Raw genomic sequence first — 21,959 nt, 5'->3', positions numbered from 1 at the left:
TCTATTTTTTTTTAAAATGTTACGTTAAGGCCTAAAGTTAGAATACGTGGATTAGGGTACTGACCACTTAAGTAACCCTGTGCAATATTACCTAAACCAGTTCTTCCAAACCTACTAGCTTCTGGATCAATTAAACGTGTACTAGATAAAAGTAACAAATTACTTCCTGAAAAATAAATTGTAGCATTTTTAACACCATTTAATCCCCAGCTATCAACTGGTACATTATAAGCTAACCTTACTGATCTTAAACGTAAGTGGGAACCATCCTCTATATACTCAGTGTTTGGCGGTATACCTCCTACTGTATCAGTACCTGCTCTTGGAATATCTGAGGTTTCATTTACACCTTGTATCCAACGATCTGCTATATCCCCAAATTTTGTAGCTTCTCCTCTAGCGAAGTAGTTATTACGCATTAGCAAGTTAAATACTTCGTTACCTACTGTTCCTTGGAAATAAAATGACAAATCCCAATTTTTGTAAGAGAAATTATTTTCAACACCAAATATTAAATCTGGAGTAGGGTCACCAGCTACTACATAATCTTCAGTTGAGATGATACCATCTCCATTTATATCTTCAAATCTAGCTCCACCAACGGTAGCAGGACCTGTGAACCCGGATGCATCAATCTCTGCTTGACTTTTCCAAGTACCTAAATATCTAGCACCAGTAAATGTTGGTACAGATTCACCTACTATTAAACGTGTATTGTCTGAACCTAAAATTTCATCTACAGTTACATCAATGAATTCTGCACCGCCAAGGTCTAATATTTTATTCTCATTAGACGATAAAGTCACTGTAGACCCCCAAGTAAAGTCTCCTTTGTTAATATTTGTTGAGTTAACCATTAACTCCCATCCTTTATTTTCTAAAGAACCAACATTTTGTAACTGGCTAGTAAACCCAGTCTGTCTAGGAATGGTTACGTCTAATAATAAATCATTCGTCTTTTTGTAGTAATAGTTAAACTCTGTAAAAATCTTACCACCAAACAATGAGGCTTCTAAAGCAATATCGTAAGAACTTGTTGTTTCCCATTGTAAGTTAGGGTTTGCTGGTCTACCAATAGTTAGACCAGGTAGTTCAGTACCTCCCAATGTAGTATTAGCTTCAGTTAAAAGCCCTAAAGTTCTGTAGGCTTCAATAGCTTGATTACCGGATTTACCCCAACTCGCTCTTAACTTTAAATCTTGGAATACATTTTGATTTTGCATAAATGGTTCTTCAGAAACTTTCCAAGCTCCTGCTATAGACGGATAGAACTCATATTTATTACCTGGCGCAAAACGCGAACTACCATCGGTTCTTCCAACCAATGTTAATAGGTACTTATCTTTAAAGGTATAGTTGATTCTTCCGAAGAAAGATGCTATCTGAAATCCATCATAATCACTTTCAATATTCGCCCTTGCAGGGTCTGAAAAACCTAGATTATTAAATCCTGTAGCATCACTCGTAATACCAAAGGCTCTAGCAATGGCCGTTTCAACTGACACTTTTTGGAAAGAGGCTCCAGCCAAGGCAACTAAACTATGATCTTCATTAAAATCTGTAGTATACTGAATAGTATTTTCGTTATTCCAACCCGTGCTGGCAACTGATCTTACACTAGCTTCTCCTCCGTCTGGCACATCTGTTGCTAAAAGACCTGGTAACTGACTGGAATTAAATCTGTTTTGCTTAATATTATTAAATTCAGGACTGAATGTAGAACGGATAACCAAGTTCTTTACAGGGCTGTACTCTAAGTAAGCTGTTGCTAATAAATTATTTGTAAATGTCTCATTAGTATTTAATTCAATAGCAGCTAACGGGTTGTTAAATGGCGCACCAATTACATCGTTGAATCCATTGTAAGTACCATCATCATTAAATATTGGTTGTGTTCTAAGTGTTCCAAAAGCATTACCAAAACCAACAACACCGTTATCTTGATTAATTCTAGAGTAATTTACTCTAAATCCAGCCTTTAATTTATCACTAAGCGTGTAATCTAAATTGGATCTGAAAATAAACCTTTCAAGACCAGAACTCTTAACGATACCATCTTGATTAAAATAACTAATAGAATTATAGTAGTTTAAGTTATCAGTAGATCCAGAAATCGACACATCTGCACTATAAATAGGTGAAGTACCCATAATCAAATCAAACCAATCATTATCAGGATAGGTAGAAGGATCATTTGGAAATGGAATTGCAGTATTTCTAAATGTAGCATCTTCGTTTGTATATTCGATTTGCTCTTCCTGTGTTAACATATGTGGCAATTCTGGCACCATCTGAGAACTGGTGTATACATTAACACTTACTTGAGGTTTTCCAGTACCAGCACCTCTACCACTTTTTGTAGTTACCAACACAACACCGTTTGCTCCTCTCGAACCATAAATGGCAATGGAAGATGCATCTTTTAGGATTTCGATAGACTGAATATCGTTACTGTTAATATTATTCAGGTTAAAGTTGGTACCTACAACAATACCATCAATTACCCAAAGTGGCTCATTACTACCGGTAATAGAATTACCACCACGAACACGAATTACAGTACCTGCTCCTGGCGCACCACTTACTTGAGTAACCTGAACCCCAGTTGCTCTACCTTGTAAGGCTTGGTCTACCCTAGCAACAGGAACGACTGTAAGATCTTCTGCGCTTACTGAAGACACAGAACCTGTTAAGTCAGATTTTCTTTGTGTACCATAACCAATAACAACAACTTCATCAAGTGCGTTATCTGCTTCTAGTTCCACATTAATTTCTGTTTGGCTTCCTACCACTACCTCTTTAGAAGCATAACCTACATAGGAAAAAACAAGTGTACTGTTAGCATCGGCATTAATGGTATAATTACCATCAAAATCCGTACTTGTTCCAGTTGTTGTTCCTTTCACTACTACTGTAGCTCCCGGAAGTGGTTGACCGTCGGCGGTAACGGTACCCTTTACTGATTGAGCGCTAGACATTGCCACACAGAACAAAATCATAAATGCACCCACAAGAGCCTGCCTAATTCCAGCGGCTCTGTTTACTGTAGTTTTTAAATTCATAAATATTTAGTTAATTTGTTAATAGAACGGCAAAATATTTTATAAAATCTTAACGTGTATCCTGTACTTCCTGTTATGCTCTGTGCTGTTTAAGACATTTAGATCTTAAAAAGAGTCTTTTAAAAAACTATAAACCTAATTATCAACACTTTAATTTAACGAAAACAAATTCTTATATCTTGATAAACTTATAAGAAACTTCATTATTCTGTATTAACAGGATACAACAGGTTAAACAGTAAACCCTACTTCTATACCTTTAGCATTTGCTTATATATAGTTTAATATAATATTACTCAAATGAATCATTTAAAACACTTCTTATCTAAAAGGATATATTTCATTTTTACAGCCCTTATACTTTTTAGTTGTGCCTCTACTGCACAAGATATCGCTCCTCCTAAAGGTCGAATTGCTGTTGTAGCTGACGGGAATTCTCCAGACCCAGACGATTTGGGCGGCACCGCTGTTACCATTGCCCTACTTAGAGCTAGCGGACTAGAAGACCGATTGGTTCACTATTCCCATAGTTGCGACTTAGTTAGAGATGACAGAATATCTGAGAAAGCAGAAAAAGAGCGTCATCACCTCATGCAAGTTGCCTGTGACATGACAGCACGACGTTGGGGTGGATTTGAACAGCTAACTTTTTTCGATGCCATTTGGCAAAAAGAGGAAACCATTAACGATTTATGCTGGGCTATAAACGCTTCTACTGAAGATGACCCACTATGGATTATCGAGGCAGGAGAACCAGACATTATTGGTATGGCCCTAAAAAAGACGCCTAAAGAAAAACACAAATTTGTAAAAGTAGTAACACATCATCCTGCTAACGATAATGCTGGTGATTTCTACACTTGGCAAGAGATACTTGATTTCGGAGTGGAAGAAGTACGTATACCAGACCAAAACATCAATTTAAAATTAGACCATTATAAGTGGGACTGGGCAAAAGACCATGATGACCCAAGAATACGATTAATCTGGACCATAGGCAATATAGCAGAAATAGATAACGTTGTTAAGTTTCAGAAAGGTAAATGGGATTGCTCTGATGCCGGTATGGTACTTTACTGGATTACTGGCGCGAATGTAAATGATGGTTTACAAGCCGGAAACATGGAAGTTGTAAAAAGTATACTAGAGGATTACGTTAAGAAAAACTAATCATAACAATACATCTTTAAATTTACATTAAAGAATTCACAAATCCTCTTTATCAGGAAAGGACAGGACGGGTAAACCGACCTATTAAAGTAGATTTACACAAAAAAACTGTTATTGCTATGAAAAAAAGACATCTCATTTACCGGAGCATTCTATTGTTATCCTTTATTGCTTTTGGTGTATTTTATTCTTGTTCTTCTGATGCCCCAGCTCCCGAACCCGAAGAGGTAGCTGAAGAAGAGGCATTCGTTGAGGAAGAAACACCCCCAGAAGAAACCACTCCAGAAGAGGAAACCTCACAGGAAGAAGAAATCGATGAGGACATGGGCCCGATTGTAACATGTACTAATGAAGGTACTAATGCTTCCAGAACATCAGATGATTTACCAAACGCCTCAAATGTAGGTACCATAGATGATAGAAGCTGTTATGCCAACTATTCAGAAAGTACATACAACGGAAAAACTTGGGGTGTTTATAACATTACGCACAACTCCAACCATTTAGACACTAACGGCTTACAACCTAGAATCGAACGTTCTTTATCGAGATCTCAAGCAACCGGAATTGGAAGTTTTGCCAGGTTTACAGGAATTGTTAGAATTCTTGAAGTTGGAAACACGTCAAGTTTTGGAAGTACTGGCAGCTACATTATTCAAGCTAAAGGGAAACATACTGGTGGTGGTGGTTCTGCCGACCCCGCGATTTGTCTATACTTGGCAAAACCTGTATTTGGCACAGGAGCAGATTCCGGCAAACAAGTATCTTTCGATATTTATGCTGAGCGTATCTTAACTCGTGGAGGAACAGGAAGTACAGGCAGGGAAGTTGTATTCTTAAAGAATATAAAGAAAAATGAGGAAACCACCTTTGAACTAGAGGTAGGTTTCAAAGCCGACCCAAATGATGCCACAAAAAAAATACACTATTGTAATGCTGTAATTGGTGGAACACCTTTTAATTGGAATATCCCTGAACCGGAACGCGGTACAGAGTCTGGCATTAGATATGGCGCTTATCGTGTAAAAGGAGGAAGAGCTCAAATTAGATGGGCTAATACTACTTATACCAAAGAAGAGAAATAAATAATATTATAAATATATAAAAAAAACGAGGACGCCGATGTCCTCGTTTTTTTTCTAACATAACATCCACCACAACAGGACAGTATTTTAAAAACTTCAATATAAATTCATAGTTTATTAAACTTTTGATATGAGAACACTAATACTAACCTTAGCTATTTTTAGCCTTTACTTTTCTGCTACTAGTCAAAACGTATTGGTATTCACTAAAACAGGGCATTACCGTCATGCCTGTTTACCTAATGCCATAAAAAGTTTTGTTGAGATGGGTGAAGAAAACGGATGGAAATGTACTTTTACTGAAAACGCTTCTTTTTTTACAACAGACATTTTAAATAAATTTGACGTTGTCGTTTTTCTCCTTACCAATAAAGATATTTTGGATAACAACCAAAAGGAAGCCTTTAGAAATTATATTAAATCTGGTAAGGGATTTATAGGAATCCATTCTGCAACCGTTACTGAATTAAATTGGCCTTGGTTTGGTAATTTAATAGGTGCTAGGTTTATTGGTCATTCTGGTGTTCAAAAAGGAAAAATAACTATTGAAGATAACACACACCCAGCTACAAAACACTTAAAAAAAGGAAGTATGGTTTGGGAGGACGAATGGTATTCTTTGAACAAGACACCCAGGGGAGATGTAAATGTACTTATTTCTCTAAACGAAGACTCCATAGAAATGAAGAATTTTCACGGTAAAGATATGACCATGGGAGACCATCCGATAGCGTGGTACCACATATTTGAAGGTAGTCGTGTTTTTCAAACGCAACTAGGACATAGGCCTGAGATTTATGATGATATTATATTCAGAAAACATATCATTGGAGCCATACATTGGGTTAGTAAAAAAGAGTAGTTAAAGTCCTAGTAAATCAACTTATATCTCTCAACCTTGATGTTATAGCTGCACTTAATTAAAGGTACCTCAGCATTATATCTTTATATTCTATTTTCATAGGAGGACCAACATGAACCTGAACTCCTATATAGCCCTTAAGAGATTTGTTTTTAGTATCTAAATCGGTCACTTCACTCATCAGAACACCGTTGACGTAATGCTGTAGTAAGTTTCCATTTACTTTCAAATAAACTTCATTCCAATCATTAGATTTAATATGAGATTTTAATTCTGGTTTAGTTCCCAGGGTATCTATAACCAATCTGGTCTGCCAACAATTTTTTTTAACATTCTTTCGAATATTACTTGTTGGAATACTATCTGGCATTTCAGGTATACTTACTTTTTCACCCATGTAAGCTAATGTAGTGCGCTTTTTTTCTTCGTAATTCTGACCTGTAAATCTATTTCTTCCATCAATATCACATTGATATCCCCTAAGAGCGAAAGGTACTCCATCAATAATTTCACTCCTGTAGTTAATACCGCTATTTCCCAATTCGCTAACACGATATTTTAACTTTAATTCAAAGTTTTCGGGTTGTGCGTTTTTGTAAATAATAAATGAATTCCGTTTTAAAAGTGTCTCTGGTGTAACTTCACCAACCAAAATACCATTTTCCACACGCCAATAGGTAGCATCGCCTTCCCAACCATCTAAGTTTTTTCCGTTAAATATAGACCTATACCCATTTTTATAATTGCTTTGATATTCTTGATTTTTACATGTAAAAAAACAACAAAACAGAACCAATAAAAAAGCAGAGAAACTCTTTAATCTCAACATAATCTACTTTAATTAAATTTTTAGTACAATTTATATATAAACTATTACAAAATTATCCTGAACAATTATGATTCAATAAAATATCTTAAATATTACAATAAAGACTATTACTTAGTTTACCTATTAGTTAGAAGTAAAAAAACAGTATATTGTATTTAGCAAACAGAATTGTACAGGATAGTGTTACCATTCTTTAACTATAATTTGAGTTGCCAATTTAACTATATTTACAACAAGAAAACCAACGAAAATCAACACGTCTATATCAATTAAGCTCAAATACTTTGCTTTAATTTATATAACTATTTAGCACTTAAACCCTTTGTAATATTATACTTTTTTGATTTTCATAAATTTGAAAACAATGGACTCGAAAGATGTTTTTTTAGAAATACGTAAAAAAAACCATTCAGCTTTTAAGGAAGTTTTTCAAAAGTATTATTTTGATTTAGTCTTATATGCTAACCAATACTTGTTTGACAAAGGCTTAAGTGAAGATGTTGTGCAAGATGTATACATCCGACTTTGGGAAGGAGCAGAAAGTATTGAAATAAAAACAAGTTTAAAAGCATATTTGTACACCATGGTAAGAAACCGCTGCTTTAACAAATTAAAAACACTAAAAATAACTTACACCAGTGATGAAGTTATTTTAGATTATGCCAATAAAAATGTGCAAACACCTTATCTCTTAGAAAACAACAATAAGCAGATTCTTCACCAAAGAATACTCGAATCCGTTGAAGACTTACCCAACAAAATGAAATTGATTGTAAAACTGCGGTTTGTAAACAATTATAAATACAAAGAAATTGCTAACGAATTAAATATTTCTGTAAACACAGTTAAGACTCAACTAAAAAGAGCTAAGGTAAAATTAGCTCAATTTGTTATTTTTTCAGTAATCTTCATTTTAACAATAAATCTACTCTAGTTTTCTTTTTACTGCTATTGAATCCTCTTATTTAACACCCCAAAAACCAATTATTAAATAAGCCGAAAAATCTACTTTTTTTTACGAAATACTTTAAACCCATAGTAATAAATTAAATATTTATTAAGTTTTGTCACCCATTTTAAAAAATTAGTTGTCTATTAAATAGTCTTAATTGATTTTAACACATGAACTTCAAATTAATTATAAGAAAAATAAAACAAACCCTTTCTGAAGAAGAAAACAAAATTTTTGAGGCTTGGTACAACGAATCACCAAAACACCGTGATTATTTTAAAAGAGTCCAAAGAAATTACAATAAAAATATAGATTCTATTGACTTAGAAAGAGCTTGGGATAAAATTTACAAGAGAACTAATTCACCAAAAAGAACATTTAACTTTAAATATGCCGCAGCTGCTGTCATATTCATTTCTTTGGGAAGTTTTTGGTATTTTAATTCTTTAAAGAATACATCAGAGATTCTTCATGAATACGAAGTAGCAAAAGAAAACCCCATAAAAGTAGGTACAGATAAAGCCACCTTAACCTTAGATGATGGGTCAATCATAGCTCTAGAAAAAGGCACAAAATACAACAATCAAGTAGCCTCCAGTAATGGAGAGAAACTTATTTATAAATCTGCCAAGTCAACGTTAAATAATCCAGTTAAACAAAATACGCTTACCATCCCAAGAGGAGGTCAATTCTTTTTAGTACTTGCAGATGGCACTAAGGTATGGCTGAATTCTGAAACCCAACTCAAATACCCAGTAACATTTACCCCTAATAAAATTAGAGAGGTTGAATTGGTCTATGGTGAAGCCTATTTTGAAGTTTCTCCAAGTACCAAACATAACAATGTAGGCTTTGTTGTTCATTCGGAAGGTCAAGATGTTCAGGTGCTGGGTACTCAATTTAACATAAAAGCTTACAAAGATGAAAACACAACCTATACTACACTAGTTGAAGGAAAGGTATTGGTTGATAATCTCAACAACAACCATCAAAACCTAGCACCGGGCGAACAATCTAATTTAAGCCTCAATTCAAAAAAAATAAATGTTTACAAAGTAAATGTTTATGACCAAATTTCTTGGAAAGATGGATTGTTTAGCTTTAAAAATACCTCGCTGAAAGAAATCACTAAAGTGTTATCTAGATGGTATGATGTCTCAATAGTTTTCGAGGATGAAACTAAGGAAAACATAGAGTTTAATGGCATTTTCAGGAAAAACTTAAACCTAGAACAGATATTAGATATTATTCAAAACACAAATGAAATTAAATACCGTATAACCAATAAAACTATAACTATGATATGACAATAAAAAAAATGGGTGGTGTCTAGACCTGGAAAATTTAAACAACCACCCAAGAGATTCATTAAAAACCAATAAACTAATTATTAACGAATATTCAAATTTATGAAAACCAAGCTAAACTGGTGCAATTTTCCATGCACAAAAGCACCACTACTTTTTACCATGAAAGTTCTTATCTTTTTCTTTTCAATCTTAACTTTTGGTTTAAACCCAGAAATTGGGTTTTCTCAAGATGAAAAGATTTCCTTCACAAAAGACACTACCATGTCTATCGAAGAAGTATTAGATATTGTAAAAAAACAGACGGAGTATAATTTTATGTATAGATCGGGAAGTTTCGATAATACTCCCCCAATTAAAATTAAAAAAGGAGACATTAAACTAACTGAGTTATTTAAAGAAATTTCTAAACTAAGTAACTATAATTTTAAACTTACCAAAGAGGGGATAATTTATCTTAAAGAATCTACCGAAGAAATTAAAGCCGCAGAAGTTATTCAAAAAACTGTAACTGGTATAATTGTAGATTCAAATAACACCCCTTTACCTGGAGCAAATATTATTGAAAAAGGAACAAATAATGGTGTTACATCCGATTTTGACGGAAACTTTTCACTAAATATTTCATCAGATAGTGCCATTCTTGTTATTTCATATATTGGCTTTACAACCAAAGAGGTTACAGCAAACACCAATACGCCAATTACAATTAGGCTTTTAGAAGATGCCGCAGGCTTGGATGAAATTGTAGTCGTAGGATATGGTTCTCAAAGCAGAAAGAAAATTACATCTGCTATTTCTGAAGTAGACCTAAAAGGAGCTCAGGACATGCCTAATACTACGGCAGGACAAGCTATGCAAGGTAGAGTTTCTGGTGTTATCATTAACGATAATTCTGGAACACCCGGTGAAGCTCCTTCTATACGTATAAGAGGTATTAGCTCTATTAATGCTGGAACCCAGCCATTAGTAGTTATTGATGGTTTCCCTATAGGAAATGGTATTCCTCAAAGTTTAAACCCAAGAGATATAGAAAAAATTACTGTTTTAAAAGATGCCGCTTCTACATCTATTTACGGTGCTAGAGGATCTAATGGTGTAATCTTAATTCAAACTATAAAAGCAAAAGAAGCCGAAACTCAATTTACTTACTCGGGTTCTACAGGTATCCAAAGTGTTCCTGATGCTTGGAGACCAAAAGTTTTAAATGCCCGCCAATATGCCCAATATAATGTTGAAAGGGTAGCTGAACTTAACGATCGTAATAACAGAAACAATCCTGTTCCTCAAATTTATCTAGACGCTCTTAATAATCCAAATCTAGAAACCGTTGATTGGCAAGATTTAATTTTCAGAGATGCTTTATTCCAAGACCACAATGTTACATTCAGAGGTGGGAATAGCAAATTTAAAGGTGCCGTATCAGGAGGTTACTTAAGTCAAGAAGGAGTGTTAATTAATAGTGATTTTAAACGCTATTCTTTGCGAACAAATTTAGACGCCAATGTAAAAGATTGGTTAAAAGTTGGTTCTAACGTAGCCGTTGCATTTTCTGAAAATAACTTATTACCAGAAGATGGCGCTAGAGGTATTATAATGAAAGCAATTACCTCTAGCCCACTGAAGTCTCCTTATGATGAAAATGGAGATATCATCCCTTTTATAGCGGCAGATTCCCCTGGATACTTTGCAAGAACAAACCCTCTGTTTGAAGCTTTAGAGCGTAAAAACAACACTATCCAAAGAGACATAAATGCTAGTATAAATCTTGATATTACTATATTACCAGGATTACATTATAAACCACAATTATATGGCCGTGTTTTAACTGTAGAACAAAATACTCTAGTACCCACTACAATAGGTCAGTTTAGAATTGGTAATGCCTCTAACCTGTCTCCTGGTGCTCCACCATTTGTAAATACTGCTACAAATTCTAAAAGGGATATAACAAACTGGGGAATCGATAACCTCCTAAGTTATGATAAAAAATTTGGAGACCATTCTATTAGTACACTACTAGGATACACTGCTCAGAAACAATCAGGTCAAAATACAAATGTTACAGGAAGAGGATTTCCAAGTGACGATGTCTTAAATTATCTTGAAGCTGCTGAGGTAACCGCCGCTGTAACAGATGGGAGCAACTGGTCTTTATCTGCATTTTTTGCTCGTTTTGGGTATGATTACAAATCTAAATACTTAGTGGAGTTGAACTTTAGAAGAGAAGGATCATCTAGGTTTGGAGCCAACAACAAGTACGGTAATTTCCCTTCAGCTTCTGTCGGTTGGCGTGTATCTGAAGAGGATTTCTTTCCTCAAGATGGTATTATAGATGAACTGAAATTTAGAGGAAGTTATGGTATTACTGGAAATTCAGCAATTGGTGATTTTGATCGTTTCGGTAATGTAATTTCAGTTCCCAATGCAAATAATTTAAGTAATAACTTTAATTATGTTTTTAATGATAATGTTACTGTAGGTAAATCTTTAACCTCTTTACCTTCAAGTACTCTGCAATGGGAAACAAGTACACAACTTGATATAGGAATGGAAATGGCTTTGTTTAATAATGCAGTAAGTTTAAATGTTAGTTATTTTAAAAAAACCACAGAAGATATGCTTTTTAACCTGTCTATTCCTAACGTTTCTGGTTTTGGGTCTACAAGAACAAATGTTGGTGAAATGGAAAATACCGGTTTGGATTTAGAACTTGGAGCTAATCTGTATAGTGGTGATGGTGATTTTTCATGGAACGGTAATTTAAATTTATCTTTTTTAAAGAATGAAGTAACATCATTACCAGATGAAATTTCAGAAATCAATTCAAGATTCAATGTTACCAGAGTGGGCTTACCAGTTGGTACGCTAAGAGGTTGGGTCGTTGATGGTATATTTACTACCCAAGAGCAATTAGATGACCCTTCCTTAGGAGCAGCACCAGGCTCAAGAGATTTTGGAGCCTATATTTTTAGAGACGTAAATGGTGATGGGACTGTAGATGGTTTGGATAGAACAGATATAGGAAATCCACATCCCAAAGTTATATTAGGGTTCAATAACGTTTTCAACTACAAGAATTTTTCATTATCGATTTTAGCAACTGGTATGTTTGGCTATGACATTTTACCTCAAGCAAATGAAGTTTTATACAATGCAAAAGGCCGTTGGAATGTTAGCACCAAATTCTTAAATAGATTTATTTCTCCTGACGAACCGGGAGATGGTTTAATCCCGGGAATTCATTTTCGAAACACACATCAAGCGGGTACGCACTGGCTAGAAAAAGGTGATCATTTATGGATAAGAAATATCACCTTTGGCTATAAATTACCACAATCACTTCTAGATAGAGTTAAATTTTTATCTGAAATGAGACTGACACTTAGTGTTCAAAATGCTGCTAAATTCACAAACTATAGTGGTTGGAATCCACAAGTAAGTCGTTTTGGCAATAATGTTCAACAACTAGGTATTGATGAATTTGGATACCCAACTAACAGAACATTTACATTTGGTGCAAACATTAAATTTTAAAAAAAACAAAATGAAAATATATAATATAATATCAAAATTAAGAAGCCTCTTATTTCTTGCTATACTATTCACAATCACTGGATGCGATGAAGAGTTTTTAAATATCCCTCCAGAAACTTTTCAAACAGATGGTAATTTTTATAAAACTGAAGCTGATTTCGAACAAGCAACTACAGCAGTTTACTCTGCCCTTCAAAAGTATGTAGCAAGCGCATATGTACTTGAGGAAACGCGATCTGACAATACTATGCCCGATCAATTACTTGATGGAGGACAACTAGGGGGTGGTCCTCAACTAAACTTTATAGATCGATTTACTATGGATTCTGGAGCTAGTCCTGTAAATGCTGCTTGGGTAATAATATATGATGCCATTAAAGATATTAACTTTACCCTATCTTTTTTAGAAGGTGCTGATCTTAATGAGGACTTTAAAAAGCGCACCGAAGCAGAACTTAAATTCTTTAGAGCTTATTTCCACTTTGTTGCTGTACGTTATTGGGGTGATACACCGTTAGTTTTAGAACCTGTAACATCTCCTGAACAAGCCTTTGCTATCGCAAGAACTCCAGCTAACACAGTTTACGAATCAATTATTTCTGATACTAACTTTGCTTTATCGGTATTACCAGTATCATATACAGGAAGCGATATTGGAAGAGTTACTCAAGGAGCAGCCAGAATGTTACTAGCCAAAGTGTATTTAACCAGACAAGACTATGCTAATGCCCAATCTCAGCTAAACAGTATTATTGGGTCTAATGAATATAGTTTATTAAATGATTACGCAGCGATTTTTAACCCTACCAATAAAAACCATGATGAATCTATTTTTGAAGCACAATTTAAAGAAGGTCCTGAAGGGGAGTCAAGTAGATTTGTTTACACATTTGCTCCTTTAGATTCAAGAGGAGTCGTTGTTGTGGGTCCAGATGGTGGAGGCGGAAGAAACATTCCAACAAACAGTATCGTAAACGCCTATGAACCCAATGATTTAAGAAAAGATATATCCATTGCATTTTATGACAGAAATCCTAGTCCGGTTTGGTACATAAAAAAATATGATAATGACACTGACCCTGAGTTCGCCAGAACCCCAGATAACTGGCCTATTTACAGATATGCTGATGCTTTACTTATGCAAGCAGAAGCTATGAATGAACAAAGTTACCAAACTGGAACACCTTTTAACTTACTAAATATGGTAAGAACCCGTGCTGGTTTACCAGCATTAACGCCTACTGATTTACCTAACCAATCTGCTTTTAGAGATGCTGTTGCACAAGAACGTAGAGTTGAACTTGCATTTGAAAATCACCGTTGGTTTGATTTGGTTAGAACTGGAAAAGCTGTTGAGGTTATGACTGCCCATGGTGAAGAAGAACTTGCTAATCCAACGATGCCATCATCAGATATTGTTGGTATTGAACCAGAGTCTTATATCATAACAGCTGATGAATTGCTTTACCCAATTCCTATTAGAGAGCTAGAAGTTAGTCCAAATTTACAGCCACAGAATCCAGGATACTAAGAGTATTAAAATAAAAGTAGTAGTTAATTAGTTTTGTTTTAGTTTTTTTGAGAAGGAGATGATAAAATTTCATCTCCTTTTTTTTATTTATACAATACAATCAATCTTAAATTTGTAACAATCTTTAATCTTTGTAAACCTGACTTCCCCACCAATCCTCATTAGGTTTAAAATCTTGAGATAGCACTTCTTTTCTTTGTTTCTCCAAATTTGGCCACTTCTTGTTCACCATGTTCTGTAAATGTTGTTGGCGTTTATCTTGATCAAATTCTGGATCAGTTAGCGGATATTCGGCATTGACTTCTTTTAACCAAGCACTTAGTTCATTACTTAAATTTTTGGCAATCTCAGGGTGTTGTTCAATTACATTCTGAGTATCCTTTTCTTCAGAAGGTAGTTTAAACAATTCTTCGCGTCCATCTTCCCAATAATGAATAAGTTTAAAGCCATCTTTTTGTATTATAGATGATGGCTCACCACCTTGATTTCCATAATGCGGATAGTGCCAAAATAAAGGTCTATCTATATTGGTTTGATTTCCTTCCAATAAAGGTTTAAGGCTCACACCATCTACATGTTGCTCTTGTTTCAAAGGTAAATCTGCCAAATCTAAAAGCGTAGGATAAAAATCGGTACTTACCACAGGTACTTCTGAAGACTTTATACTTTTCAACCAAGGTACTTTAATGAAAAAAGGTTCTTTTATACCACCTTCCCATTGGTATCCTTTACCACCTCGTAAAGGTAAATTACTGGTAGCATAATGATCTCCGGAGGCTACACCTCCGTTATCGGAAGTAAACACGACAATAGTATTATCATCTACCCCATTGTCCTTTAGAGCTTTTAATACTACGCCAACCGCATCATCCATGGATTCTACTAGTCCACCGTAAACCGGATTATCCTGAACCCTTCTAAATGGTAATACGCGCTCCATCTCATAACCGGATTCAGCAATTCCCATGCTGTCTGCTTTTTTTCTGTACTTCGCCCATTTACCTTGTGTAGTTTGTATAGGAGCATGTACAGCATAAAAAGACAGAAACGCAAAAAATGTAGAGTCTTTGTGTTTGCTTATAAAATCGGCCGTTTCATTTGCCAAGCGCATGGTAAGGTTTTCTCCTTTTTGTTTGTTCTTTAACTTAGGGTTGCTCCAAGGTGCAAAGAAACCTCCAGCAGGACCGCCGCGATGAAATCCACCTTTATTGATATCAAAACCATGGTCTTCAGGATAAGATCCTTTATCTCCTAAATGCCATTTCCCTGCAAAAAAAGTTTTGTAACCATGCTCTTTAAAAGCTTCTGCAATGGTGATATCTTGTTTTGGTAACTGCATAACATAATTTGCTGGCAACATTTTATCATGCCTATTTCTTTTACGCCAATCTTCTCCAGCCTTTGCCCCTATCCAATCTGTTATACCATGACGTGCGGTGAACTTTCCAGTCATAATACTAGCTCTAGATGGACTACACACACGACTGGCAGCGTAACCGTTAGTGAACATCACGCTTTCATTTGCTAGGTTATCTACATGAGGTGTTTCATAAAAAGTACTTCCTGTAACTCCCAAATCATGATATCCTAAATCATCTACCAAAATGAATAGCACGTTAGGTTTTTTAACAACTTTAGCATCGTCTTGTTGTTTTGAATTACACCCAAACAGGGTTAAAATAAATACTATACTTAGTAATCTCATTTGTCTTAACTTAATTATTATTTTCAATATTCTAATAAACTATTTTGCAGCTTTTGGACCATCGTAATCGTAAGTAAACCAATCTACATCTATATATCCAGCATTTTTCTTTTCATTCCATGAAAAGAAACCTAAACGATCTCCCGTCCACTTTCCAAAAGCTATGGTAAATGTAGGTCCAAAACGTGAATAGTTTTCACCATCTATACTGTATTCATAGATTGCTTGATTACCATTATTTGAAGTCTTTACATATAGGTCATTACCCGATATTTCTGGCCCTTTGGTTTTTTTCACCATACCATCCATATAAAACAAGTGTGTTTTTCCATTTTCATCGACCTCGACACCTAGTAAATTAAATACGCCTCCGTAACGCACAAATCCGGCTAATTGATGAGGTTGCATACCAGAAATATCAAACTTTGCTGTAGCCGTTCCTGTTGTAATACCCATGATACGTTGACTTAAGGTGTTACAAGCTCGCCAAAAATCAGAATCTGACCCATCGTTATTAGTCCACTCGTTTATATTTGGCCCGTATCCTTTTTCATTTGGTAATACTTCACTTGCTCTTAAGCGCAACCAACCAGAGCGTTCTGTTAAAGACCAGTGTGAATTTCGTGGGTTATGGTTCCACTCCCATTGAAATCCTAATGTTGAAGATGAAAAATCATCGTCGGAACTTGGTGCCGAAATCGGGAAGCCATCAATAGGTTTTTTATGTTGTTTTACAGGCTCGCCAATACCATCGTTATCTTCATCTATACCAATGATTGGCCAACCATCAACCCAATTCACGGGTTCTAGACATTGTGGACGCCCTTGAAAAGGAATCGTATCATTTTGAATGAGCTGATGCATATACCACCACGATTTATCCGGTGCTTGCATCAAGGCGCCTTGGCTGGCACTTCTATGGTTAAAAACACTTCCTTTTTCTAAAACAGTTTTTACCTCGTAAGGCCCATAAATGCTTTCTTTGGAGCGTAACACAATCTGTTTCCTATCGTTTTTTGGATTCTTTACACCTGGTTTTGTAGAGCGGTCTCCCATGGTCCATTGTGCTAAAAAGATATACCATGTACCGTCTATTTTATAAATCTTAGCGGCCTCTGCTCCCATGCCCGTGTACACTAATTTACCTTCGTCTAGGATTTTGGTACCGTCCCAACTCATTTCATAAATACGGTTTTCGTTACCCTCAATATTGTTATCGGGACTTTTTTGCTTGCCTGCTGTATTTACAATAACGTAAGCTTTGTGGGTATCTTTATCCCAATACACAGCAGGATCATCTAAAACCTCCGACTTAGGTAACATAAAAATTGGTTTGCTCCAAGGTCCAGCGATATCTTTAGCTGTTGTTACCATTAAACCGTGTTGATAATCTATTTGGTAACAATACCACAATCCTTCATGATATGCTAAATCTCCAGCCCAAACCCCAAAAGAATAACCATTCATTCTATCCCAGTTATATTCTGGAGCCCAAGATAAACTATCGAACACGTGACCAACATTGGTCCAGTTTACCATATCTTTCGATTTTAAAATAGGCATCCCTGGAGACATATGTTGCTTTGAAGTTATCATATAGTAGGTATCTCCCACCTGTTCAATATCTGAATCTGGGTAATCGGCGTTTAGTATAGGATTGATATATGTACCATCGCCCTGATCGCCAAAACTTCCCGTTTTTGCTTGAGCTATATCCTCTTTTTGTTCCGTTTTAGATTGACAAGACAGCAAAATAAATCCGAAAAAAAGAGCATAAAAACCGAATACACTGCTACCTATTGACTTCATTAAAGTTTTTGTTTAATTATTAGTTGGTTGAAGTATTAAATAACCAAATAGAATTTATAATAATATTAGTTTTTGAATAGCTAAACATCGTACTCAGGCAACCATTTCACAATTTTTTCATTGCGAATGGCTTCATTAGCCATGTGAACCGAAATGGCACTTTGGTAGCCATCTTTTAATCCTAACAATAACGATTCCTTCCCTTTAATGGCTGCAGCAAAGTTTTTGTACAAGCGCCATGTAACATTAAAATGATCATTATCGGTTGGGTAAATAACATTCTCGTTTTTCACTGGATTAATTTTTCGCTTTTTGTCGTTATCGATTATCTTTATGGACGCTCCCGTTACACTATCTACATTATCCTTCCATTTTTCATCTACCTTTTTTCCTTCTGGAATAATTTCGGCAGTTTTCATTCCATGACTAATTATGGTGGCTTTGTCTCCGTAGATTTTCATTTGATACCCTTCGTAACTGTTACTTAATTGGGAATGAAATCCTACCTTAACACCATTTGGATAATCAAATAACGCATGTACATTATCGAAGGTTTCACGACCGTCTTTCCAATAATCTATACCGCCAGTTCCTAACACTTTAATGGGATGGGTCCCTAATAAATTATCCACCATGTTTAATAGATGGGAACCTAATTCGGCTACCAACCCACCAGAGTATTCCTTGTACATACGCCAATTTATTTGACGTTCTAAATCTTCACTTGGTAATTTTCTACGCCAATTGCTGTGTCTATCCCATGAACAGTCAATTCGTGTTATGGTACCACAGTAGCCCTGGTTAATAATATTTTTTATAGCATTAAAAACGGGGTGCAATTGATACTGATAGGATACCTGAAACACCTTGTTGCTTTGATTTCCCCTTTGCTTAATTTCTTTACATTCCTCTATATTGTAGGCTAATGTCTTTTCACATAAAATATGTTTGTCGGCATCAAATGAAGCCATTACTATTTTATAGTGTTCGTGTAAAGGTGTTGCAATGATTACCGCATCTATATCTTTTAAAGCCAAAAGGGATTTAAAATCTGTAAATGTTTCTACCTTATTGGAAATGTATTGTTTCGCATTATCCATTTGGAACTCTAAAGTATCGCATAATGCTGATACTTTAATCTCAGGTACAAACTCTAAGGCTTTTAGTATGCTTTTCCCACGGTTTCCTACACCTATAAGACCAACCTTAATACGTTCTGAATCTGGAACTTCAGCTAATTTAAAATCTTCCTTTGTATTGCAAGCTACCAACCCCAACCCAATGGCAGTGGCTGATAGCGAGCTCAATTTAATAAAGTCTCTTCTCGTTCTTGTCATTAATCATTATTTACAAAGTAGGCTCCCAACCTTTGGCATATTCCCTACCCCAAAGCTTCATAGCATCTTCATCTAACATTTTACCAGTTTTAGAATCTACTTTAAAATCTTTATTGATACGATATCCCACATTGCCATAGTGTACTAATGCCATACTAATTGCGGCATCATCTATTGGAGCGTACAAAGACGCTTTGCCCCTAATGGCGTCGAAAAAGTTCTCTACATGCAACGTGGTGATACCACCGCCTCCGCCAAGTGCTAAGCCGCCTTCTTTACTTTTGCTATCTACAGTTTTTACCAGTTCTCCTTTACGGTCATAAAGACGGTACAAACCTCTATCAACAAAAACAGTACCCTCGCTACCATAGATAATGGTACCTCGGCCAGCCCCATAAGTAGAATACGAATTTCGGCTTTTACCATCCCAAACAATTGTGGTATTATTATCGAATTCAAATTTTGCTTCCATGGTATCGTACATCTCCCATCCATCGTTAATGAATGCCGTTTTTCTACCATCAACCTGAACAAAATTAGGAAAATCAACACCTAGTGCCCAGCGTGCTACATCTAATTCGTGAGTAGCATTATTTCCTAATTCGGCAGTTCCATAGTTCCAACCATACCAATGCCAATTATAATTCCAAGTTTCTGAAGTATAATCTCTTCTTACCGCTGGCCCTTGAAATAATTCCCAATCTAAACCGTCGGGAACTGGAGCCGCCTTTTGTAAAGGCACTTCTCCTCTTCTGTTATTATAAAAAGCCAAGGCTTTATAAGGCGTTCCTATGATACCGTTTTGAATTTCTTTTACAATTTCAATAGTATGAGCTGCCGAACGTTGCTGATTACCCATCTGTACCACTTTGTTATACTTCTTTTGGGCAGCAACCAGTAGTTCATTTTCAGCCATATTATGACTACAAGGCTTCTCTACATAAACATGTTTTCCTTCCTTTAATGCCATAATAGACCCTGGCGCATGCCAATGATCTGGTGTTATGTTAAAAAACGCATCGACATTCTTATCTGCAATTACTTTACGAATATCATTTTCAAGTTTAGGTTTATAATCTACCATAGTAGATAATTTCTTGGCCGCTTTTAGTCGTTGTTTCTCCATGACATCGCACAAATACACCAACTCTACATTATTTCTTTTTAGGGAAATAGGCGTGTAAATACCTCCTGCACGACGACCTAAACCAGCAACAGCCAAATTAATCCTGTCGTTTGCACCTATAATCTTTCTATAACTTTGAGCAGACATTGAAAGACCTCCTGCTATTATTCCAGCAGTACCGGCCGCTGTTGTTTTAATAAAATCCCTTCTTGATGTACTCATAATTATAATTCTTTGATTTTTATGTTTTTGTAAAATACTTGGTCTCCATGATCTTGAAGCAGGATGTTTCCTGATTCTGCTTCACCAAAGTTTGGCCAACCTTTATACTTACTTGCCGCAACCTTGTCTCTCCATTGTTGACCGCTACGATTATATTTCACTACTAATATGTCATTTAGATAGTGTTCAACATCTGCACCATTCACTACAATTCTTGCACGATTCCAAATGTATTTACCCTCGTGCACACTGATGAGTTTTTTATTGTAAGGTAAATCGGGACTAAATTTTTTAGCATTCGCCGTGATGATATCATACAGTGAAGCTAAAGTTCGATTACCATTCTTCCCTTTTTTAGCATCTGGATGTCGTTTGTCATCCAATATTTGAAACTCACACCCAATGGATGATCCTTTACCTTTGTTAAGCTCTGTATCTACAAAATATTTGATACCACTATTGGCTCCTTCGGTCAACAGGAAATCTACTTGCAACTCAAAGTTTGAATACTCTTTAATAGTTACAATATCGCCGCCATTTTCAGACTCTTCTCCTCCTGCATCCGCTACAATTAGCATGCCATCTTCAATAGACCAACCTTCTTCGGGAAATGCATCCAGTTTAGCGCCTCTCCAACCTTCAGTTGTTTTACCATCCCAAAGGAGTTTCCAGCCTTCTGCTATTTCTCTTTCGGAAAGCTGATTGGTGAGGTAACTATTTTGGACAATAGGTGTTTCAATTACCTTTCGGTTCTGCTCTAAATTCGTTGTGCATATTTTGATATTTTTGAATTTCACCTGCCTGCCTTCAATCTCCTTTTTCTTTCCTATAGAATGCACCTGTAGCCCGATAAATCCAGAATCATCCACATCATCAACTAAGTCTGCGGTTTGTACTCCATTGACCCAAACTCTGAGGTTGTTTCCGATTGCTTCAATTCGAAATGTATTCCATTCGTTGAGTTTGAATGCATTTTTTGCTTCTGGATTTCGCTCAAGATTGTATATCCATTTTCTTCTAGCCTCATCATAAATACCACCCGTCCATTTTCGCTTAGACGGATCCATTTCCATTTGATAACCATGCACCCTGCCATTCATGTAGTCCGGTCTGCTCTGAGCTCTGAACATCACTCCAGAATTCGCATCATCTTCCAGATAGCTTTCAAATGTGAGAATAAAATCTGAATATGATTCTTTGGTACACAGAAACGTATTTGGTGTATTTCCTACATAAGTTCCAACAATGACACCATCCTCAACAGTAAAAGGTGCAGTGCCATTTTTCACTTCCCAACCTTCTAGGTCTTTGCCATTAAAAAGCGGTACAAAATCACTCTTTTCAACCTTACAAGATGATACAATGCTTAATAAAAGTAAGCCTACAAAAACATTTTTCATTTAATTAATTTTTATTTATTTAATA

Annotated in this window: 14 protein-coding genes; 7 read left to right on the top strand and 7 right to left on the bottom strand. The window is 35.7% G+C overall.

The window, feature by feature from the left end:
• Nucleotides 1-11 precede the first annotated feature (11 nt).
• Complete coding sequence (locus tag M0214_RS10200; RefSeq protein WP_248722465.1) at nt 12-3,062, bottom strand: TonB-dependent receptor; 3,051 nt, start codon at nt 3,060-3,062, stop codon at nt 12-14.
• A gap of 300 nt (nt 3,063-3,362) precedes the next feature.
• On the opposite strand from M0214_RS10200, the gene M0214_RS10195 reads away from it, so the two are divergent.
• The 3 genes from M0214_RS10195 to M0214_RS10185 all read left to right on the top strand — a co-directional run bounded on the left by M0214_RS10195 (nt 3,363) and on the right by M0214_RS10185 (nt 6,179).
• A complete protein-coding gene (locus M0214_RS10195) occupies nt 3,363-4,232 on the top strand; it encodes a hypothetical protein (RefSeq protein WP_248722464.1) in 870 nt (289 codons plus the stop codon).
• Nucleotides 4,233-4,351: 119 nt separating this feature from the next.
• Nucleotides 4,352-5,317, top strand: a complete 966-nt coding sequence (locus tag M0214_RS10190; protein ID WP_248722463.1) for a hypothetical protein — start codon at nt 4,352-4,354, stop codon at nt 5,315-5,317.
• Nucleotides 5,318-5,447: 130 nt separating this feature from the next.
• Nucleotides 5,448-6,179: a ThuA domain-containing protein gene (locus M0214_RS10185; RefSeq protein ID WP_248722462.1), complete on the top strand. Its 732-nt coding sequence runs from the start codon at nt 5,448-5,450 to the stop codon at nt 6,177-6,179.
• 58 nt (nt 6,180-6,237) lie between these two features.
• Here the strand turns inward: M0214_RS10185 and M0214_RS10180 are convergent, their stop codons facing one another.
• Nucleotides 6,238-7,008 (bottom strand): DUF1080 domain-containing protein, encoded by a 771-nt coding sequence (locus M0214_RS10180; protein ID WP_248722461.1) that lies wholly within the window; start codon nt 7,006-7,008, stop codon nt 6,238-6,240.
• 364 nt (nt 7,009-7,372) lie between these two features.
• Here M0214_RS10180 and M0214_RS10175 point away from each other — a divergent pair, with 364 nt between their 5' ends.
• From M0214_RS10175 to M0214_RS10160, 4 genes are all read left to right on the top strand, one after another.
• Nucleotides 7,373-7,942, top strand: a complete 570-nt coding sequence (locus M0214_RS10175) for an RNA polymerase sigma-70 factor (RefSeq protein WP_248722460.1) — start codon at nt 7,373-7,375, stop codon at nt 7,940-7,942.
• Between the two features lie 188 nt (nt 7,943-8,130).
• A complete protein-coding gene (locus tag M0214_RS10170) occupies nt 8,131-9,267 on the top strand; it encodes a FecR family protein (protein WP_248722459.1) in 1,137 nt (378 codons plus the stop codon).
• 102 nt (nt 9,268-9,369) lie between these two features.
• Nucleotides 9,370-12,804 (top strand): TonB-dependent receptor, encoded by a 3,435-nt coding sequence (locus M0214_RS10165; protein WP_248722458.1) that lies wholly within the window; start codon nt 9,370-9,372, stop codon nt 12,802-12,804.
• Nucleotides 12,805-12,814: 10 nt separating this feature from the next.
• On the top strand, nt 12,815-14,335 hold the full coding sequence (locus tag M0214_RS10160; protein ID WP_248722457.1) for a RagB/SusD family nutrient uptake outer membrane protein: 1,521 nt from the start codon (nt 12,815-12,817) through the stop codon (nt 14,333-14,335).
• Nucleotides 14,336-14,459: 124 nt separating this feature from the next.
• On the opposite strand, the gene M0214_RS10155 is transcribed toward M0214_RS10160, so the two are convergent.
• From M0214_RS10155 to M0214_RS10135, 5 genes are all read right to left on the bottom strand, one after another.
• Nucleotides 14,460-16,040, bottom strand: a complete 1,581-nt coding sequence (locus M0214_RS10155; protein ID WP_248722456.1) for a sulfatase — start codon at nt 16,038-16,040, stop codon at nt 14,460-14,462.
• 39 nt (nt 16,041-16,079) lie between these two features.
• Nucleotides 16,080-17,849 (bottom strand): glycoside hydrolase 43 family protein, encoded by a 1,770-nt coding sequence (locus tag M0214_RS10150; protein WP_248722455.1) that lies wholly within the window; start codon nt 17,847-17,849, stop codon nt 16,080-16,082.
• 80 nt (nt 17,850-17,929) lie between these two features.
• On the bottom strand, nt 17,930-19,186 hold the full coding sequence (locus M0214_RS10145; RefSeq protein WP_248722454.1) for a Gfo/Idh/MocA family protein: 1,257 nt from the start codon (nt 19,184-19,186) through the stop codon (nt 17,930-17,932).
• A gap of 10 nt (nt 19,187-19,196) precedes the next feature.
• Nucleotides 19,197-20,534: a Gfo/Idh/MocA family oxidoreductase gene (locus M0214_RS10140; protein ID WP_248722453.1), complete on the bottom strand. Its 1,338-nt coding sequence runs from the start codon at nt 20,532-20,534 to the stop codon at nt 19,197-19,199.
• A gap of 2 nt (nt 20,535-20,536) precedes the next feature.
• Nucleotides 20,537-21,934 (bottom strand): DUF1080 domain-containing protein, encoded by a 1,398-nt coding sequence (locus M0214_RS10135; RefSeq protein WP_248722452.1) that lies wholly within the window; start codon nt 21,932-21,934, stop codon nt 20,537-20,539.
• Between the last annotated feature and the right edge of the window lie 25 nt (nt 21,935-21,959).

It is taken from the genome of Seonamhaeicola sp. ML3 (assembly GCF_023273855.1).
Lineage (GTDB): Bacteria > Bacteroidota > Bacteroidia > Flavobacteriales > Flavobacteriaceae > Seonamhaeicola.
Note: the sequence above shows the minus strand (reverse complement) of the source record. Positions and strands in the feature narration are given on the sequence as shown.

What these genes read in the sequence shown, in the direction of transcription:
- M0214_RS10170 (WP_248722459.1), top strand. Translation starts at nt 8,131, where the DNA reads ATGAACTTCAAATTAATTATAAGAAAAATAAAACAAACCCTTTCTGAA.
- M0214_RS10175 (WP_248722460.1), top strand. Translation starts at nt 7,373, where the DNA reads ATGGACTCGAAAGATGTTTTTTTAGAAATACGTAAAAAAAACCATTCA.
- M0214_RS10155 (WP_248722456.1), bottom strand. Translation starts at nt 16,040, where the DNA reads ATGAGATTACTAAGTATAGTATTTATTTTAACCCTGTTTGGGTGTAAT.
- M0214_RS10200 (WP_248722465.1), bottom strand. Translation starts at nt 3,062, where the DNA reads ATGAATTTAAAAACTACAGTAAACAGAGCCGCTGGAATTAGGCAGGCT.
- M0214_RS10165 (WP_248722458.1), top strand. Translation starts at nt 9,370, where the DNA reads ATGAAAACCAAGCTAAACTGGTGCAATTTTCCATGCACAAAAGCACCA.
- M0214_RS10195 (WP_248722464.1), top strand. Translation starts at nt 3,363, where the DNA reads ATGAATCATTTAAAACACTTCTTATCTAAAAGGATATATTTCATTTTT.
- M0214_RS10180 (WP_248722461.1), bottom strand. Translation starts at nt 7,008, where the DNA reads ATGTTGAGATTAAAGAGTTTCTCTGCTTTTTTATTGGTTCTGTTTTGT.
- M0214_RS10145 (WP_248722454.1), bottom strand. Translation starts at nt 19,186, where the DNA reads ATGACAAGAACGAGAAGAGACTTTATTAAATTGAGCTCGCTATCAGCC.
- M0214_RS10140 (WP_248722453.1), bottom strand. Translation starts at nt 20,534, where the DNA reads ATGAGTACATCAAGAAGGGATTTTATTAAAACAACAGCGGCCGGTACT.
- M0214_RS10185 (WP_248722462.1), top strand. Translation starts at nt 5,448, where the DNA reads ATGAGAACACTAATACTAACCTTAGCTATTTTTAGCCTTTACTTTTCT.
- M0214_RS10150 (WP_248722455.1), bottom strand. Translation starts at nt 17,849, where the DNA reads ATGAAGTCAATAGGTAGCAGTGTATTCGGTTTTTATGCTCTTTTTTTC.
- M0214_RS10160 (WP_248722457.1), top strand. Translation starts at nt 12,815, where the DNA reads ATGAAAATATATAATATAATATCAAAATTAAGAAGCCTCTTATTTCTT.
- M0214_RS10190 (WP_248722463.1), top strand. Translation starts at nt 4,352, where the DNA reads ATGAAAAAAAGACATCTCATTTACCGGAGCATTCTATTGTTATCCTTT.
- M0214_RS10135 (WP_248722452.1), bottom strand. Translation starts at nt 21,934, where the DNA reads ATGAAAAATGTTTTTGTAGGCTTACTTTTATTAAGCATTGTATCATCT.